The organism is Pseudodonghicola xiamenensis DSM 18339, from assembly GCF_000429365.1.
GTDB classification, from domain to species: Bacteria; Pseudomonadota; Alphaproteobacteria; order Rhodobacterales; family Rhodobacteraceae; genus Pseudodonghicola; species Pseudodonghicola xiamenensis.
Window position 1 is genome coordinate 1 of record NZ_AUBS01000051.1, and the last position, 15,860, is coordinate 15,860.

The window sequence follows — 15,860 nt, forward strand, 5'->3', positions numbered from 1 at the left end:
GCGGAACATCGTCCGGAACGCGGTCCGTTCTGGTGCGACGGAACTCACCTGCGAGCGCAGTGTTCCGCCGCAGCCGAAGATCGGCCCCTGGAAGGCCGAGCTTGATCGGATGCTTGAGGAGAACGCGCGCAAGCCCAAGCGCGACCGGTTCACCCGCATCCGTCTGTTCGAGGAGTTGCGGGTCCTCGGCTACGCAGGCGGATATCATGCGGTGCGGCGCTATGCTGCGGCGTGGGCTAAGTCGGAACGCGAGGCATCAGCCGCCGCCTATGTGCCGCTGACCTTCGCGCCTGGAGAAGCCTACCAGTTCGACCGGAGCCACCAGATCGTCCTGATCGATGGTGAGACCATGACGGTGAAGGTCGCTCATGTCCGGCTGTGCCATAGTCGAATGCTCTTCGTCAGGGCCTATCCACGCGAGACGCAAGAGATGGTATTCGACGCACACGACCGGGCATTTGCCTTCTTCGGCGGCGCCTGTGCGCGGGGCATCTACGACAATATGAAGACAGCGGCGGAGACGATCTTCGTGGGCCGGGAGCGTGCCTACAATCGCCGCTTCCAACAGATCTGCGGGCACTATCTTGTCGACCCGCCGTCCATTGGGCTTGAACCGATGGCGCCTCAATGAACGGCCCTGCACGCCTGCATCGGGATGGGAGAGAGGCCAGGTCGAGAACCAGGTCGGTGTGGTGCGCCGGCGCTTCTTCGTGCCGCGACCGCGCTTCAAAAGCCTTGCCGAACTGAATGCTTGGCTGCGAGATCGCTGCTTGGCTTGGGCCAAGTCCCACCCGCACCCCGAGCTGCGCGAGCGATCGTCCTGGAACGTCTTCGAGGCTGAGCGCCCAAGCCTTGTGCCCTATGCTGGCCCCTTCGACGGATATCATGCGGTGCCGGCCTCGGGCTCGAAGACCTGCCTCGTCCGGTTCGACAACAACCGCTACTCAGTCGAGGCTCATGCCGTCGGCCGTCCCGTCGAGAGCCGCGCCTATGCTGAACGCGTCGAGCTCTGGCAAGATGGAAAGCTCGTGGGGGAGCATGCGCGCGTCTTCGGAGGCGGCAAAGATGTCGACGACCCGCTGCACTACATCCCCGTGCTCGCACGGAAACCCGCCGGGAAGAACACCCAATGGCGATCGGCAGATGGTGGATGTTCTCAGCGCGGTTCTGACGGATGGGCTGGATGCTGTCGAAGCAGCCTGCGCTGAAGCGCTCGAGGAAGGCGTGCATTCCTCCGCCGTTGTTCTCAACATTCTGGCGCGCCGTCGGGAACCCGCGCCACCCCTGGCAATCACCACGCCGGACGCGTCACGCCAAAGGCGTGCCTTCGGCACGACGCCTAGGCTGCCAGCCGGTTGCCGATTGCACCCGCTACGACAGCCTCAGGCGACGAGATCATGGAAAGATCAAAGGTTCTGGACGCGATGGGCCAGCTCAAGCTCTGCGGAAGGAGGGCGGCATATGACGAGATCATCGCGACCGCGGTGAAGCGCCAACACGAACTCGGCAGATCGTGGGCGACCTTCTGCATGCCGAGATCAATGAGAAGCAGGCACGCTCGATCAAATACCAGATGACCATCGCGAAGCTGTCACTTGCCAGGGAAGTCAACGCGTTCGACCTTGAGGAGACGCCGGTCAATGAAACGCTGGTGCGCGACCTCGTCAGCGCGGAGTTCCTCGAGCAGCAGCGCAACGTCGTGCTCATCCACTGCCCGGCAGGGCATCGCGCAGCGATGTCCCGAGAGGGGGTGGCACCGGGACCGGCAAGTCGCATCTGGCTGTCGGGATTGCCCGGGCCTGCATCCGCAGCGGCAAGAGGGGCCGCTTCTTCAACATCGTCGACCTGGTGAACAAGCGCGATGCCGAGGCACGCGACGACAGGCAAAGACGCATCGCCGATCTCCTCTGTCGGATGGACTTCGTGATCCTCGACGAGCTTGGCTACCTGGCATTCGCCCAGACAGGCGGGCAACTGCTGTTCCACCTGATCAGTCGCCTCTACGAACGCACCTCGATCATCGTCACCACCAATCTGGACTTCGGTGAATGGCCCAGCGTCTTCAGCGACGCAAAGGTGATGACCGCGCTTTTGGATCGCCTCACCCACCACTGCGACATCATCGAAACCGGCAACGAGAGCTGGCGCTTTAAGACACGCGCCTGATCAGCTGGCCCGAGCCGGCTGCGCGACTTGGGGGCGACGCCCCCCCGGGCAAGCTGTGCCAAACGAGAGGGGCATTATTCGACGCCGATAGCGGGCCAAAGTTCGCTGCCGATTGACAGCGCGGATTACCGCGGCGACCCGGACCTCAGATGCGTGGTGGTCATCTCCAGCAAAACGCGCCCTGCCTTTCCGGTGATCGCCGTTCCGACCACCACGACCTGACGGCCGCGCCTGATGCAGCGCGCCGTCGCGGTCAGGTCGCCATCGCGCTCGTTGGCGAGCAGAACGCTGTGCAGATCGACCGCGACCGGAAAACCCTGGCCGTTTTCCTCCACGGTTTGCAGATCGCCAATGGCGCAATAGGTTGCAACGACATCGGCGAACCAGATGAGCGCACCGGCGTGAACCGTTCCGAACGGGTTGAGCACACCGGGTTGGACGGCCATCCGTCCGATGGCATGATCGACGGATACCTCTTCCACTTCAAAGCGCAGGCTGCCCTCATAGGTGCGGTTCTGGAGCGCCCCCCTGACGTTCATTTCTGTCCTCCCAATTGGCTACGGGCTGTATTTAAAGCGGTCAGCAGCGCGCGAAGATCCTCTTCATCGGTGAAATGACTGGTGATGCAGGCGCGCAGAACCGCCCGCCCCTCGAACTTCGCCGCCGAGATCCAGCTGGGGCCTCGCGCGACAACCTCGCGGGCGATCTCGCCCGGCTCCAGCCCAGTGTCCTCGTCGATGAAGCACAGCACCGCGAGCGGACTGTCATTGACCACCGACCACCCCTCTGCCTCCAGCAGCGCCTTCAGACGTGCCGCCATATCCATCGCGTGCTCCACATGGCACCGGTAGCCCTGCCAGCCCAGCGAGGCCAGCGACAGGAACAGCTTGAGGCCAATGAACCTGCGGGACCACTGCAGACTGTGGGTGTAGGGGTCGAGCGTTTCCGCCGTCTCCCCCGGCATATAGCTGGCCGCGACCCGGAAGGTCTGGGCCAGGCATTCTTCGTGCCGCGTCAGCAGCATCCCCGCCCCCATCGGCACGGCGAACCATTTATGGGCGTCGAGTGTGAGCGTATCGGCCTCTTTGATACCGTCCAGAGCGCCACCAGTTCTCGGCGTGAGAATGGCCGCCCCGCCCCAGGCCGCATCGACGTGAAACCACAGCCGCCCGGCGGCGATCCGTGCGATGTCGGCCAGCGGGTCGATCATGCCGGCATTGGTGGTTCCGGCGGTGGCGCCGACGAAGAACGGGATGTGACCGGCGGCTGCGTCCGCCTCGATCATCGCGGACAGCTTTCCGGTGTCCATTCTGCCGCTCCCGTCCGTCGGCACGAGCCGGACCGCGTTTCGGCCGACCCCGGCCTGATGCGCGATCTTGAGCCAGGCCAGATGGCTTTCGGCCGAGACGTAACAGGTCGGCTGTCCCGGAATGCCGCGTGTCCCCTCCTCCCCATAGGCAGGAAACCTGTCCGTCAGCGCCATCAAGAGAGCCGTGTAATTCGCCTCGGCGCCGCCGGAGGTGAAATGCCCTGCGGTGTGAACCGCTGTCCAGCCGAACCGTTCCGCGATGGCGTTGATGGTATAGCGCTCGATCTCTACCGCCGCCGGCGCATGCGACCAGACCGCGAGTTGTGGGTTGATCGTTGCGGTGATCTGATCCGCGAGGATGCCCGGGAACGCGACACTGGGGTTGAACAATCCCATATAGCCCGGGTGCATCATGTGCACGTTGCCCGCCACAAGCAGGTCGATGACATCGCGCGCGGCCGTCTCGACCGCGACAGGCGAGGCAAAATCGAACTGGCCGATCCTCCGCCGCAAGTCCGTGATATCGACCGCCGGAGCCGCAGGCCCCTCCTGAATCCTGTCGATAGCATCGACAAGCATCCCGTTCAGCTTGTCCTGTATGTCGTTTCGTCTGGCTTGGGGCGGCCACATCGTCGTTTCGTCTTGCTTTGCCATTCTCGGAAACTCTTCTGTCTCATCAACGTTTGATTTCAACTTGGGCAACCGTTCAGACAGAGGCGACCCGTTTCTTGCGAAAAGACGCGCGTCGTCCTCAGATTGCCTCCCGCTGAAATCGCCACCCCTCCCCATTTCCAATGGACCGCAGAGGCGCCACGCATCAAGCGAAGTTACCCGCGCACAGCGCTGCGGAAGGCCGACGATAGCGCGTCAATCGCGCTGCGGCTGTCCGCGGTCGTGGCCCGGGAATGCAGCGCGATGGGCAGATGCGGCAGCGCTGGCAGCCCGAGCCCGGCGCCGACATCAACCGCTTCCGGTGGCAGCATGCGCGGCGACAGGGCGGCAATGCCGAGCCGCGCCATGACCGCGGCCGACACGGCGGCAACCCCGCCGCCCACGAAGACCTCCCGCCAGGCAAGCCCCGCCGCATCCAGCGTCTCGCAGGCCAGCTTTCGCATGCCGCAAGGATCGGGCATCGTGGCCAAGGGCAGCGGCAGCCCCTCTCGATGGCTCCAGCCGGGGGCGGCAAACCAGCCGATCCTTTCCCGGCACAGGATCGTCCCATCGTCCCGATCCGCGTCGAACCGGACGATCGCCACATCCAGCTCGCGCCGGTCGAACTGCTGCAACAGCGCATCTGACGACCCGATCTGAATTTCGATCACCAGCTGCGGCGCCTCGGCATTGATCCGGGCGATCACCGCCGGCAATTCCGGCCCCGCCACATGGTCGCTGATGCCAATGGTCAGGCGCTGGCGCGGTTCGATCACCATGGCCAGCGCACGATCATGCGCCTCCAGCAGGATGCGCGCATGCTGCAGAAATTCCGTGCCCTGCTGCGTCAGATCGACGTGGCGCGGGGTGCGATCGACAAGCCGGCAGCCCAACCGCTCCTCCAGCCGCTTCAGTTTCAGACTGATGGCCGATTGCGAAACCTGCGTCGCCCGGGCGGCGCGGGTAAAACTGCCAAGTTCGGCGATCCGGACAAAGGCCCTCACCGCATCCAGATCGAGAGGGGCGTTTATCATTTCAAATCCTCATCACTGAAATAGCAGTGGATAGGATACCAAAATAATCAGGCGCGTCTAACATGGCTTGCGGAACACTCAGAAAGGACCCCCAGAATGCCACTGCTCCACATCTCTCTGCGCGCCGGAAAACCCGACAGCTACCGGCAGGCGATCTTCGACGGGCTCTATCGTGCGATGACCGAGGTGTTCGACGTGCCCGAGGACGATCAGTTCATGGTCATCACCGAACATGAGGCCGCCAACTTCCGCTATGGCGCCTCTTATCTGGATATCGCGCGCAGCGACGATCTGGTGTTCATCCAAATCACCGCCAATAACACCCGCACGGACGAGCAGAAAAAGGCCCTGTTTCGGCGGATCGTGGAGCTGCTTGGTGAAGCGCCCGGCCTTCGCCCGGAGGACGTTTTCATCAACCTGACCGAGGTGGACAAGGTGAACTGGTCGCTCGGCAACGGCATCGCGCAATATGCCTGAGGTGCGCGTGCGCCTTTCGAAACATGTCAGGAGAGCTGGCCGCGACCTGGCCAGCTCAGCTCCATCTTTTCAGGATCGCGGCCATCAGAGCCTCGGGCCGGTCCTCCTGTACCAGATGCCCGGCATTCGGGATCGGGATGCAGGGGTGATCGGAAAGTATCGCGGCCAATGCCTTGCCCGTCTCATAGGGGATCCAGTCATCATTCCGGCCCCAGAGAACCGTCACCGGGCAATCCATCTTGGCATAGAGCCGCTCGACCTCATCGGTGAAGCGGCGGGCCGTCGCCGGCTTTCCCCCAGCGGATGGCATTGCCCTCGATGATCGTAGTGTTCGGCAGATCCAGCATATTGTGCGTCTCTCATTGGTGATTGGCAGTTGGCGATATGACGCCGGAACCGGAACGGCATCTCAAGTGCCGGGGGGGCGAACCCTGTCGAAGAAGTCGACCAGAAGTTCCGCGATCCTGACGGGTTGGTCCTCGGGCGCGAAATGCCCGGCCTCTTCGACAACGCTCAGCTCCGATCCGGGGATCGCGCGTTGCAGCCGTTCCCCGCAATCGACCGACTGCCAGGCATCTTCTGCCCCCCAGATGATCTTGACCGGCAGCGCGGCCAGCTCGTGCAACCTGTCGGCGATCTCCATCGTATGCCTGGCCTCGTAGGTGCGCGCCTGATGCTGGAAATAGCTGCCCTGGCCGACCGGGCCCGAAATCATCTCCACATAGGACGACAACACATCGTCGGCGAAGGCCGGCTTGTTCCAGACCGCAGACAAGAGCCAATCGCGGAAATGGGCGCGATGGGCGGCGTCAGGGGTCTTGATCAGGGTTTCCAGCCCCGCTTCCAGCTGTTCCTTGGTCCGCTGCGACGGAGAGCTGTCGAAACTGACGGTATCCATGAGCGTGAGCGAGCGGAGCCGCCCGGGTTTGAACACGCCGAAACGCTGCACGATGCCGCCGCCGAAATCATGACCGACGAGATGGATCGTATCCAGCTGCCAATGCGCCAACAGTGCTTCGAGAATCGGGACCTGCGCGCTGATCGAGGTGTCGACGGCCGGAGCCGCAGGGCGTTCGGAAGCACCGTAGCCCAACAGGTCGTAGACATGGACCCGATACCCGGATGCCACCAGTTGCGGCAGCACATTGCGCCAGATCAGCGACGATGAGGGCGTTCCGTGCAGGAGAACGACCGGCGCGCCCTGCCCATGCACGCCATAGGCAATGCGGTTGCCGTTGATCAAGGCGTGCTGCCCGAGGATGCGGTTCATGTCGATCTCCAGTTGCGGGTGTCAGGCGCAACCTAGGCCATGGGCCTATATGACGAAAATGAAATGAATTGATTTAATGATCTAATTTTGTCATGAATATGCCATGGGATCGAAACTGGACATCGGCGCACTTCAGGCGCTTTGCGCGATCAGAGACAATGGCGGAGTAACGCGGGCGGCGCATCGCCTGGCGCTGTCTCAGTCGGCGATCTCCCACAAGATCAGGCGTCTGGAAGAGGCCCTCGGCTGCAAGCTTCTCGACCGGCGCCCGGGGCACCCCGCATTTACGCCGGAGGGAGAGCGCCTGCTGCATTACGCCCGCCGCATGCTTGCGATTCATGACGAGGCGGTCGCCAGCCTCAGCACCGATCCGCTCAACGGTCTGGTCCGGCTGGGCGTGACGGAGGAAACCACACATGGCGCATTGGCCCGCGTTCTCGGCCGCTTCGCCCGGCTTCAGCCCGATGTCACCGTTCTCACGGAAGTGTCCCAGAGCTTGACGATTCAAGCCCAGCTCGACCGGGGCGAAATCGACGTCGGGATCTTCCAGCTTTTTCCCGACCAGCGGCGGACCGATGACACACTGCTATCCGAGTCGAAGCTTGCCTGGGTCAAAGCCCGCGATCTCGAACTCGACTGGGCGCGACCGCTCCCGTTTCTCGCCTTCGACGAGACCTGTTTTTACCGCCGCTGGGCCATGGACGCCGCGCCTTTGCCGCCACACGGGTTCTCGACCGTCATGCGCTGCGCGAGCCTGTCGGGCATTCTGAGCGCCGTGCGCTCGGGGCTTGGTATCAGCTTGCTCAATGCCGGACATGTCGACGCCGACATGGAAACGATCACCGAAGCGCTCGCCGCGCCTCCCTCCGTCGCCACAGTCGCGCGCCTTGGCAAGAGCGCACAATCGCGAGCGGTTCGCGCCCTGATCCGGCAAATCGTCGAGGAGGACGGCTATCGCGCACTCGGTGTTTCACAGCAGACCGTCCCGACCCGGACGGTTGACGGTTGACGGTTGACGGTGACCTATCTGGAGCGGCGGAAACCTCACGACCTGTTCGACAACAGGAACGCCAGCGCGGCGGACAGCACGCCAAAGGCGCACACACCGCTCCACCCCCAATAGACATAGGCGGCGCCGCCGATCCCTGCGCCAAAGGCACCGCCGGCGAGCATCGTTGCCATGAAAACGGTATTCAGCCGGCTTCGTGCCGTCGGGTCGAGCGCATAGATGCGCGCCTGATTGGCCACCTGCGACGACTGCACCGCAAGATCCAGCACAAGAATGCCGACAACCAGCCCGACAAGGGAGGCTTGCCAGAGCCAGAAAACAAGGAAGGCGATCAGGACAAGGCACGCCCCGATGGAAACGATCGGGCCCGCGCCGTACCGGTCCGACATCGCACCGGCCATGGGCGCTGCCAGAGCTCCGGCCACGCCGACGAGCGCCAGGAGGCCCACAGCCGCACCACCGAGCCCATAGACCGGTTCGGCCAGCAGCAGCGCGAGTGTCGACCAGAATCCGATAAAGGCGGCGAAGATCAGGAATTGCACCGCAACCGCGCGCCTGAGGACGCGATGGCTCCGTATCAGCCGCCAAAGAGAACCGATCAGACGCGGATAGCTCAGGGTGGTCGTCGGCGGGACACGGGGGAGCCAGATCGCCAAGGCGCCACCGATCACAATCATCAGTGCTGCGGCGAACCAGAACACGACGGACCACCCCCAGGTATCGGAGATCAGCCCGCCAACCGCCCTAGCGAGCAGAATACCGATCAGAATGCCCCCCGTCACGGTGCCAAGGACCCGACCGCGCTCCGCCGGCGCGGCGAGATGAACGGCGAGCGGCACGATCTGCTGCGCAACGGTGGCACCCAGACCGACGGCAAGGCTGGCAACCGCAAGCCATATGAAACCGGGAGAGACGGCAGCACCGATGAGCGCAACCGCCAATGCGCCGATCGTCACGAGAATGAGGGATTTGCGTTCAAGCCGGTCTCCGAGTGGCGCCAGAAAGAGAACACCGACAGCATTGCCGATCTGTGTCAGGACCGGCACGGTAACGGCAAAACCGGCGCGCAGGCCGAAATCAGCGGTCAGATGGCCGAGAAGGGCCTGATTGTAATAGCTGTTGGCGACGGCTGCCCCTGCCCCCATGGCCAAGAGGAGAACCAAAGCCGGCGCGAGGCCTTCGGCCTGTATGATGTGCGAGGTTTGCGTGTCCATGTTCGGCAAAAGTACATTCCGGTCTGGTCTGCACAATGCAGTTTTGCTGCCCCCTGATATAGGTTTTCTTGATGGCAACCGGAGCCCAGCCCAGACAGAGCTCAGGAGGTCATGAAATCCCGACCGCGCCCATCGCCCTGATTTCCGCAACCGGGATTTTTGAAACATTCACTTTTCCGAAAGGCCAAAGCTGCCTAGGGTTCGCCCAAAACACCGAGGCAGTACACATGAGGCAGACCACCCCACGCCCCGCATATGGGCGCACGACAAGACCTGTTCCGACTGGATGGAGGACACCGCGTGGTGGGCATCAGCCCCCAGACAAGACCGGTTCAAAAAAGAAACGCCTTGCCGCCGGCTGGAGCAGGATCGTGCCGCTCTGTCTTTCAACGATGACACTGACGGGCATCCAACCGGCCCTCGCCGGGGAAACGGGCAGCATGTGGCAAGCCGCCATGGCTGAGGCGAACTGGGACTGGCGCGCCGGCGATCTCATCTTCCGATCCGGGCTGGACCCGCTTGACGACCAGATCGCTGTCGCCATGGGTGCGTCCTTCGCCTCGGTCGGTGTCCTGCGTGCAAGCAGCGGCGGGCCGCGCGTTGTCTATGTCGATCCCACAGATGGGGTAACCGAAGTGATGCTGTTCGAGTTCATCGAAGGGTTGGATGACGGGGGCTATTCCGTCTACCGGCTCGATGCCGCGACGGTCTGGGACCAGGCTGACAGCCCGATCTCCTACAACGCCCTTCTGGTCGCTTACGGTCAGCCGGCCGATCCCTACAGGTTGCCGGGCGGAGCTGCCTATTACGGCGCCGAACTCGTCTCGCTTGCCGCGCTCGGCGTTGGGGTAACGCTGGGCGCACCCGACCGGATATCGACACTCGCCGACGAGGCTCCCAACCTGAGGGCCGCTTTCCTCGAAGGCTGGCAGGACCATCCCTACTGCGGCTATGTCACGACGAAGACAGAGTGCTGGGAGATCATCGACGACCTCGCGCTCCTGACCACCGCGTCGATCATGGCCGACCCCTCCCTGCGGCAGGTCTACCCGTGACGTGTTTCCACCCACCCCGCTGCCAGCCGACAGGAGCCCCGAATGAAACGCAGAACATTGATCCTGAGCGGCCTCGCCTTGGGCCTGACCGGCCCCGGAACGCAGGCGCGGGCGCAGAGCGCCGAGCGTTTGCGCGAGATAGAGCAAGTGCTTGCCGCCCGGGTCGGCGTCTTTGCCCGCAACATTGACACCGGTGCCGAGTTTTCCCATCGCGCGGGGGAACGTTTTGCAATGTGCTCGACCTTCAAAGCCTCTCTGGCCGCGCTCTGCCTGCAACGCGCCGACCGAGGAGAGCTGGATCTCGATGAACGGCTGAGCCTGAACGGCGTGCGCCTCCTGCCGACCTCGCCCGTCACCTCGCAACAGCCCCCTTCGGGCGCGCTCGATATCCGCACGCTCTGCAAAGCGATTGTGGAGCGCAGTGACAATACCGCCGCCAATCTCCTGCTCGACCGCGTCGGCGGTCCGGCTGCCGTGACCGAGTTCTTTCGCGAAATTGGCGACGATGTCAGCCGTCTCGACCGCACGGAGATGGCGCTGAACGCGAACACGCAAGGCGATCCGCGCGACACGACGGCTCCCGAGGCGATGGCGCGAACCGTCGAACGGCTCGCCCTCGGCACCTCGGTGCTGAGCGAGGGCGCGCGGCAGCAGCTTGTCGCCTGGATGCGTAACGAACAGAACGCCAAGGACCGTATCCGCGCCGCCGTGCCCGGCAGTTGGACGGTCGCGAACAAGCCCGGCACCACGCCCAACGGCGCCGCCAACGATATCGCGGCGCTCTGGTCACCCAACGGGCCGCGCTTCGTGCTGGCGATCTATATCGACACCCGCCTCGACCGCCTGCGCCCCTCAGTCACCGCGATCCGCGATGTGGCGCAGATCGCCTTGCGCCACATCGCCTGAACGAAGGCTCTGTCTTTCGGGCGGCCCTCTTCCTCGGGCCGCCCCCGCCCTATGGGTTTACGGCTGCAAACCCATGGTCCCGCGCGCGCAGCGTAAGCCCCCAAGCCAGTGCGATCAGGATCAGCAGGCTGGGCGCAAGGCTCGCCGGTCCAAACCGCTCAAGCAACAGGCCGCCCGCCAGCCCACCGCCCGCAATCGCGGTGTTCCACATGGTCACGAGCATGGATTGCGCCAGATCCGCCGCGGGCCCTGCCGCCCTGGCGCTGGCGGTCTGGAACAGGGTCGCGCATCCGCCGAATGCCAGACCCCAGATCGCGCTTGCGGCATAGATCGCAGTTGGGCGGCTTCCCCCGATCCAGAACAGGCCCGCCGCAAGCGCGAACAGCGCGATACTGGCAAGGGTCAACGCCCGCAGGCGGGCGTCGATCAGCACACCAACGATCCAGATGCTGACCAGCGAGGCAAGGCCGAAAACCAGCAACACGGCATCCGTGCGCCCGGCCATCCCGGCCCCGGCAAGAAAGGGCGCGATGTAGGTGTAAAGGATGTTGTGGGCCAGCACGAAGCTCAACACGACGCCGAGCACCGGGCGGATGCCCGGGAGCCTCAGAACGCCGCGCAGGGTGCGGCGCTGGCTTGCGGGTTCACCAGAGAAATCCGGGACCTTGGCCAGCACCCAAAGGATCAGACCCACCGTCAGAAGGCTCATTAGGCCGAAACAGGCGCGCCAGCCAAGAATGGCCCCCAAGAACGTGCCCGCAGGCACGCCGAGCGACAGGGCGAGCGGCGTTCCTGCCATGGCAACGGCAATCGCCCGGCCTTTCAGATGATCGGGCGCCATGCGCGCGGCATAGCCCGCCGCCAAGGCCCAAAGCAGCCCCGCCGCGACCCCGGCCAGGAAGCGCGCCAGCAGCGTCAGGATGTAACTCGTGGAAAGCGCCGTGACGGTGTTGGCGATCAGAAACCCCATGATGGCGATCATCAGGAGCGGCCTTCGGCGCAGCCCCTGCGTCATGGTCGTCAGCGGGATCGCGGCCATCAGCGAGCCGATGGCATACACCGTCACCAGTTGCCCAGCACCGGCCTCCGACACGCCGAGCCCCTGCCCGATGGCCGGCAGAAGGCCCGCCGGCAGGGCTTCGGTCAGGATGGTGATGAAGGCCGCCATGGACAGCGCCAGAAGACCGCCCCACGGAAAGCTTTCCCCGGCGCTCTGGGTCTCGACCGGCAGGCGCATGTCACTCATGACCGGTCTCCCCCGCCTGGGGGGCAAGACGCGGTTCGGGCCGCGCGTGGCCTGTCGCCCGAACCGGTTGAAAAGTGCAGATCATCTTACGTCCTCGTTTTGTTAAATCTCTTTGTTAATTCTCTGCGGAAACTTGGCGGCTTTCTCATTGCGGAAAAACAGGCTTCAATTCCGATGACTTCGGACTAATATGTCCACCATCATGCCGACCTCCATGGACAGCCTCGGCGCCCTGAACGTCTTCGTTCAAGCGGCAGAAACGCGCAGCTTCACCGTCACCGGGCGGAAGCTCGGCGTATCCTCGTCAGCGGTGGGAAAAGCTATTGCCCGACTCGAGGACCGTCTTGGGGTGCGGCTGTTTCACCGCTCGACGCGGGCGATCACGCTGACGCCGGAGGGACAGATGTTCCTCGAACGCTGCCGCCGCGTGCTGAGCGAAATGGAGGCGGCGGAGCTGGAGCTCGCGCAGACTCGCGCGCACCCCGCCGGGCAGTTGCGCGTCAGCCTGCCACTGGTCGGGATGCTGATGATGCCGACCCTGTCCGCCTTTATGCAGGCCTGGCCGGAGATCGAGCTGGACCTCGATTTCAGCGACCGCTTGGTTGACGTGATCGAGGAAGGGTTCGACGCGGTGATCCGCTCGGGCGCGCCGACGGATTCGCGACTGATGACACGGCGCCTCGGCACCACCGGCTTTCGCATTGTCGGAGCACCGACCTATTTCGAACGGCACGGCACGCCCCGAAGCGCGTCGGAGCTCGCCCACCATCACTGCCTGCATCACCGCTTCCCCAGCACCGGCAAGCTGGAACGTTGGCACATCGACGGCGTGGAGGACGGCGCTCTGCCCCGCACGGCAATCTCCAGCGCCATCGAACCGCTGCTCGACATGGCTGTGCACGGCCGGGGAATTGCCTGCCTGCCAGATTTCGCCGTGCGCGCGCAGTGCGCCGACGGCCGGCTTGTCTCCGTGCTGGACGAGGCCGTGACCGGCACCGTCGAATTCCGCGTCTACTGGCCATCGAACCGCTATCTGTCGCCGAAACTGAGGGTGTTCGTCGACTTCATGGCGGAGAATCTCTTTGCCAACGGACCGAGATGAGTACGGCGCAACTGACCGGTTGGCGTTGAGTACAGGATGCGAAATTCATGATTTCCCGGCGTGGTTCAAAGCACCCCGCCAGCATATCCGGAGGCCGCCACTGACCGACAAAGGTCACTCCAATTGCACCCGATGCAGGCCGACTTGATGCGATCCAGGCCGAAATCTTGGCGGAGCCCGGCGAATACGGCTTGCATCTAGCGTCAACCGTACGCCGGAACGGATGCTCAGGCCCAGTAGCCCGCCGAGATCGTCCGCCGCGGCACGATCACGTCCGGTCACGCTGTCACCACGGCAATGCGACTCGGAACCGCCGAGAATCAGCACACAGATATCATCGGGCCCCGCGACGATCTCAGCCTCGTCGCCGGCGGCGAGGCGCCCCGCGACCGCGGACATATTGACCGTGAACGCGGGGCTGTAGCCCTTCCCCACGTAGGTGAGGATGCAAAGAAGGTGATGGGGTCGCCGCCGGACCGTCATCCGGCGGCGCGCTGCCACCGGCCCGACACCAGCCTGAGCACCATGGCCCCGAGCGCGGATTTCAGGACCGCGCCGAGTAGGAAGGGTACAACCCCTGCCATGACCGCCTGCTCGGCTCCGATCAGGACTGCCAACCAGGCGGCACCAAGGATCAGACAAAGCGCGTTGCTGATCAGCATACCCGCGAAAGCCAATCCAGTGCGTCGCCCGGTCCAGCCCCGCTCGGCCAGCCAGCCCATCGCCATACCGGCAATCGGAAACGCGAAGAGATACCCGCCGGTCGGCCCGACGAAGTGCTGGGCACCCGCGGCCCCACCCGCCAGAACCGGCAGCCCCAGAGCGCCCTCGACAAGCCATGCCGCGATCGTCACACCGCCGAGACGCCAGCCGTAAAGCGCGCCCACCAACGTCACCGCGAAGGTCTGCAACGTCATCGGAACCGGCACCATCGGCACCTCAACATAGGAAGATACTGCCAGAATGAGCGTACCGACGATCACCGCACCGAGCTTCCAGGCCAGCGACCGATGATGCAAATCGAAGCGGCTCCGCCTGGTTTCAGAGGAGGTGATTGAAGCGAGCATGAGGCACCCTTTCTAAATTATAGATAATTTTGATTTTTTACCTCTAATAGTGAACGCAAATGAGCACGCACTGTAAGACTCGCCCGATGGCGAAGAGTCGCGGGCCAATTCTGTGCCAAAGGTGCAATTTGAGGCGGATTAGACGCCCGCCCCCAGCTCCTACCGAATGGGCAGCTTCCCGATCCAGGTGACATGCCGCGCCAAGACTCCCGCAGCCCCCTCGATGTCACCAACACGCAGCGCCGCCAGTATCGCAAGATGGTCGCGGTCGGTCGGCGTCTCCCACTCGACCCGCCACCCGGCAAATAGGAAGCGTGCGCTTGCCGCATGAAGATCGTCGATTGTGCGCAGCAACCTGGGCATTGCACAAGGCGCCAGAATCAGCCTGTGAAATCTGCGGCTTGCCTCTTCCCAGGTTTCCACGCTGCTCGCACGGTCTCCAGACTGCGTGGCCTCTTCGGCTTCGTCTAGGATGGCCGCGGTCAGATGCGGTGCGGCGTCGCGAAGCGCCAGCAGCTCAAGCGCCGCACGCATCTCGGCGACTTCTCGGAGATCGTCCGAACTGAAAGCTGCGACTCGCCCCCCGTCGCGGCACGTTTTCAACCAGCCCCTGCGCCTCCAGCAAACGGAACGCCTCGCGTACCGGCACGTGGCTGGCACCGAATTCCTCGGCGATCTGATCCTGACGCAAGCAGGCGCCCGCCGCGATCCGATCAGAGATGATTCGGCTGGCCAGCTCGTTGCTGATACCCGCCGCCAAGGGTTCTGATTTTGCAGTCGACATGGATCATAGATTATCCTCCGCGAGGCAAAGGTCGAGCGACACCTATCGATAGGTATGCGAGCTTCCTGATAAACCCGAAGCATCCAGTCAGCGATAGGCAATGGGGTTTCAGGTCACTCACCTCAGTAACGTTGTCGCCGTAAAACCCCGACAACCAATCCGACAATTGCGTCTCCCTGTGGTGCGAGAAAAGCCTCCGCTTGAACACTTTAGCAGGCTGCAGAAAAAGGCTGCCATGAGGAACGGCTTCCTTCTGCGCTGTTGTTGGGGGGCTGGATCAGGGGCGGGCGGTCCTGGCGGCGGCTTCCCTGGTCAGGCCGCAAGCGGTTTCGGCAGCCTCGCCAGGTTGCTGGCTGCCATCGTCAGCGTGAAGCGGGCGCGCGCCCTCTCGATGCCGTGATCCATGGTCCGGGTCATGCCACCGACTGTCCTGGCCCAGCCGAAGGGATCCTCGATCTTCTTCCTGTGCCGCTGGGATTGGGCATAGCCGGGATGCCTGGTCGTCCGGCCGTCGATGGCTGAATACCGGGACGTCTGCGCGACATGCGGCGTCACCACCATCTGGCCCAG

Annotated in this window: 14 protein-coding genes and 4 pseudogenes; 7 read left to right on the forward strand and 11 right to left on the reverse strand. The window is 63.8% G+C overall.

The features are described 5' to 3' along the window. Positions 1–1,465: pseudogene (istA, locus tag G455_RS26210) on the forward strand (IS21 family transposase); the annotation flags it as partial. Further along, positions 1,398–2,166: pseudogene (gene istB / locus G455_RS24940) on the forward strand (IS21-like element helper ATPase IstB). The pseudogenes istA and istB, both read left to right, overlap by 68 nt. 125 nt (positions 2,167–2,291) lie before the next feature. Here the strand turns inward: istB and G455_RS0120860 are convergent. The 3 genes from G455_RS0120860 to G455_RS0120870 all read right to left on the reverse strand — a co-directional run bounded on the left by G455_RS0120860 (position 2,292) and on the right by G455_RS0120870 (position 5,160). Next, positions 2,292–2,705, reverse strand: a complete 414-nt coding sequence (locus tag G455_RS0120860) for a PaaI family thioesterase (RefSeq protein ID WP_028095432.1) — start codon at positions 2,703–2,705, stop codon at positions 2,292–2,294. After that, positions 2,702–4,129 (reverse strand): pyridoxal phosphate-dependent decarboxylase family protein, encoded by a 1,428-nt coding sequence (locus G455_RS24945; protein ID WP_161629414.1) that lies wholly within the window; start codon positions 4,127–4,129, stop codon positions 2,702–2,704. Before G455_RS24945 ends, G455_RS0120860 begins: the two co-directional genes overlap by 4 nt. Positions 4,130–4,302: 173 nt before the next feature. After that, positions 4,303–5,160 carry a LysR family transcriptional regulator gene (locus tag G455_RS0120870; protein WP_028095433.1) on the reverse strand — a complete coding sequence of 286 codons (858 nt, stop codon included), beginning with the start codon at positions 5,158–5,160 and terminating at the stop codon, positions 4,303–4,305. Positions 5,161–5,256: 96 nt separating this feature from the next. Between G455_RS0120870 and G455_RS0120875 the strand changes: the two genes are divergently transcribed. Beyond that, positions 5,257–5,637: a tautomerase family protein gene (locus G455_RS0120875; RefSeq protein WP_028095434.1), complete on the forward strand. Its 381-nt coding sequence runs from the start codon at positions 5,257–5,259 to the stop codon at positions 5,635–5,637. A 55-nt stretch (positions 5,638–5,692) separates the two neighbouring features. Here the strand turns inward: G455_RS0120875 and G455_RS0120880 are convergent, their stop codons facing one another. Continuing rightward, the gene (locus G455_RS0120880) at positions 5,693–5,947 is read right to left on the reverse strand and encodes an alpha/beta fold hydrolase (RefSeq protein ID WP_028095435.1); all 255 of its coding nucleotides are present in this window, start codon (positions 5,945–5,947) and stop codon (positions 5,693–5,695) included. A gap of 99 nt (positions 5,948–6,046) precedes the next feature. Beyond that, complete coding sequence (locus G455_RS0120885) at positions 6,047–6,907, reverse strand: alpha/beta fold hydrolase (RefSeq protein ID WP_028095436.1); 861 nt, start codon at positions 6,905–6,907, stop codon at positions 6,047–6,049. A gap of 103 nt (positions 6,908–7,010) precedes the next feature. On the opposite strand from G455_RS0120885, the gene G455_RS24950 reads away from it, so the two are divergent. Next, a complete protein-coding gene (locus G455_RS24950) occupies positions 7,011–7,916 on the forward strand; it encodes a LysR family transcriptional regulator (RefSeq protein ID WP_035367145.1) in 906 nt (301 codons plus the stop codon). 35 nt (positions 7,917–7,951) lie between these two features. Here the strand turns inward: G455_RS24950 and G455_RS0120895 are convergent, their stop codons facing one another. Continuing rightward, positions 7,952–9,130, reverse strand: coding sequence for an MFS transporter (locus G455_RS0120895; protein ID WP_051312667.1), 1,179 nt, complete (start codon positions 9,128–9,130; stop codon positions 7,952–7,954). A 371-nt stretch (positions 9,131–9,501) separates the two neighbouring features. Between G455_RS0120895 and G455_RS24955 the strand changes: the two genes are divergently transcribed. Beyond that, the gene (locus G455_RS24955) at positions 9,502–10,185 is read left to right on the forward strand and encodes a peptidoglycan peptidase (RefSeq protein ID WP_154664445.1); all 684 of its coding nucleotides are present in this window, start codon (positions 9,502–9,504) and stop codon (positions 10,183–10,185) included. A gap of 42 nt (positions 10,186–10,227) precedes the next feature. Beyond that, positions 10,228–11,091 (forward strand): class A beta-lactamase, encoded by an 864-nt coding sequence (bla, locus tag G455_RS24960; protein WP_051312669.1) that lies wholly within the window; start codon positions 10,228–10,230, stop codon positions 11,089–11,091. Between the two features lie 49 nt (positions 11,092–11,140). Here the strand turns inward: bla and G455_RS0120910 are convergent, their stop codons facing one another. Beyond that, positions 11,141–12,337 (reverse strand): MFS transporter, encoded by a 1,197-nt coding sequence (locus tag G455_RS0120910; RefSeq protein ID WP_028095438.1) that lies wholly within the window; start codon positions 12,335–12,337, stop codon positions 11,141–11,143. 190 nt (positions 12,338–12,527) lie between these two features. Here G455_RS0120910 and G455_RS0120915 point away from each other — a divergent pair, with 190 nt between their 5' ends. After that, positions 12,528–13,439, forward strand: coding sequence for a LysR family transcriptional regulator (locus G455_RS0120915; RefSeq protein ID WP_205620488.1), 912 nt, complete (start codon positions 12,528–12,530; stop codon positions 13,437–13,439). A gap of 114 nt (positions 13,440–13,553) precedes the next feature. Here the strand turns inward: G455_RS0120915 and G455_RS24965 are convergent, their stop codons facing one another. The 4 genes and pseudogenes from G455_RS24965 to G455_RS0120935 all read right to left on the reverse strand — a co-directional run. Further along, a complete protein-coding gene (locus G455_RS24965; RefSeq protein WP_308434076.1) occupies positions 13,554–13,922 on the reverse strand; it encodes a DUF1284 domain-containing protein in 369 nt (122 codons plus the stop codon). Beyond that, positions 13,919–14,506 (reverse strand): biotin transporter BioY, encoded by a 588-nt coding sequence (locus G455_RS0120925; RefSeq protein WP_035367147.1) that lies wholly within the window; start codon positions 14,504–14,506, stop codon positions 13,919–13,921. Before G455_RS0120925 ends, G455_RS24965 begins: the two co-directional genes overlap by 4 nt. 159 nt (positions 14,507–14,665) lie before the next feature. Then, positions 14,666–15,290: pseudogene (locus G455_RS24970) on the reverse strand (GntR family transcriptional regulator). 312 nt (positions 15,291–15,602) lie between these two features. After that, positions 15,603–15,860 (reverse strand): annotated as a pseudogene (locus G455_RS0120935) (IS5/IS1182 family transposase); the annotation flags it as partial.

Bases quoted from the DNA above. Each gene is read 5' to 3' on its own strand.
- G455_RS0120860 (WP_028095432.1), bottom strand. From the start codon at position 2,705: ATGAACGTCAGGGGGGCGCTCCAGAACCGCACCTATGAGGGCAGCCTG.
- G455_RS24945 (WP_161629414.1), bottom strand. From the start codon at position 4,129: ATGGCAAAGCAAGACGAAACGACGATGTGGCCGCCCCAAGCCAGACGA.
- G455_RS0120870 (WP_028095433.1), bottom strand. From the start codon at position 5,160: ATGATAAACGCCCCTCTCGATCTGGATGCGGTGAGGGCCTTTGTCCGG.
- G455_RS0120875 (WP_028095434.1), top strand. From the start codon at position 5,257: ATGCCACTGCTCCACATCTCTCTGCGCGCCGGAAAACCCGACAGCTAC.
- G455_RS0120880 (WP_028095435.1), bottom strand. From the start codon at position 5,947: ATGCCATCCGCTGGGGGAAAGCCGGCGACGGCCCGCCGCTTCACCGAT.
- G455_RS0120885 (WP_028095436.1), bottom strand. From the start codon at position 6,907: ATGAACCGCATCCTCGGGCAGCACGCCTTGATCAACGGCAACCGCATT.
- G455_RS24950 (WP_035367145.1), top strand. From the start codon at position 7,011: ATGGGATCGAAACTGGACATCGGCGCACTTCAGGCGCTTTGCGCGATC.
- G455_RS0120895 (WP_051312667.1), bottom strand. From the start codon at position 9,130: ATGGACACGCAAACCTCGCACATCATACAGGCCGAAGGCCTCGCGCCG.
- bla (WP_051312669.1), top strand. From the start codon at position 10,228: ATGAAACGCAGAACATTGATCCTGAGCGGCCTCGCCTTGGGCCTGACC.
- G455_RS0120910 (WP_028095438.1), bottom strand. From the start codon at position 12,337: ATGAGTGACATGCGCCTGCCGGTCGAGACCCAGAGCGCCGGGGAAAGC.
- G455_RS0120915 (WP_205620488.1), top strand. From the start codon at position 12,528: ATGTCCACCATCATGCCGACCTCCATGGACAGCCTCGGCGCCCTGAAC.
- G455_RS24965 (WP_308434076.1), bottom strand. From the start codon at position 13,922: ATGACGGTCCGGCGGCGACCCCATCACCTTCTTTGCATCCTCACCTAC.
- G455_RS0120925 (WP_035367147.1), bottom strand. From the start codon at position 14,506: ATGCTCGCTTCAATCACCTCCTCTGAAACCAGGCGGAGCCGCTTCGAT.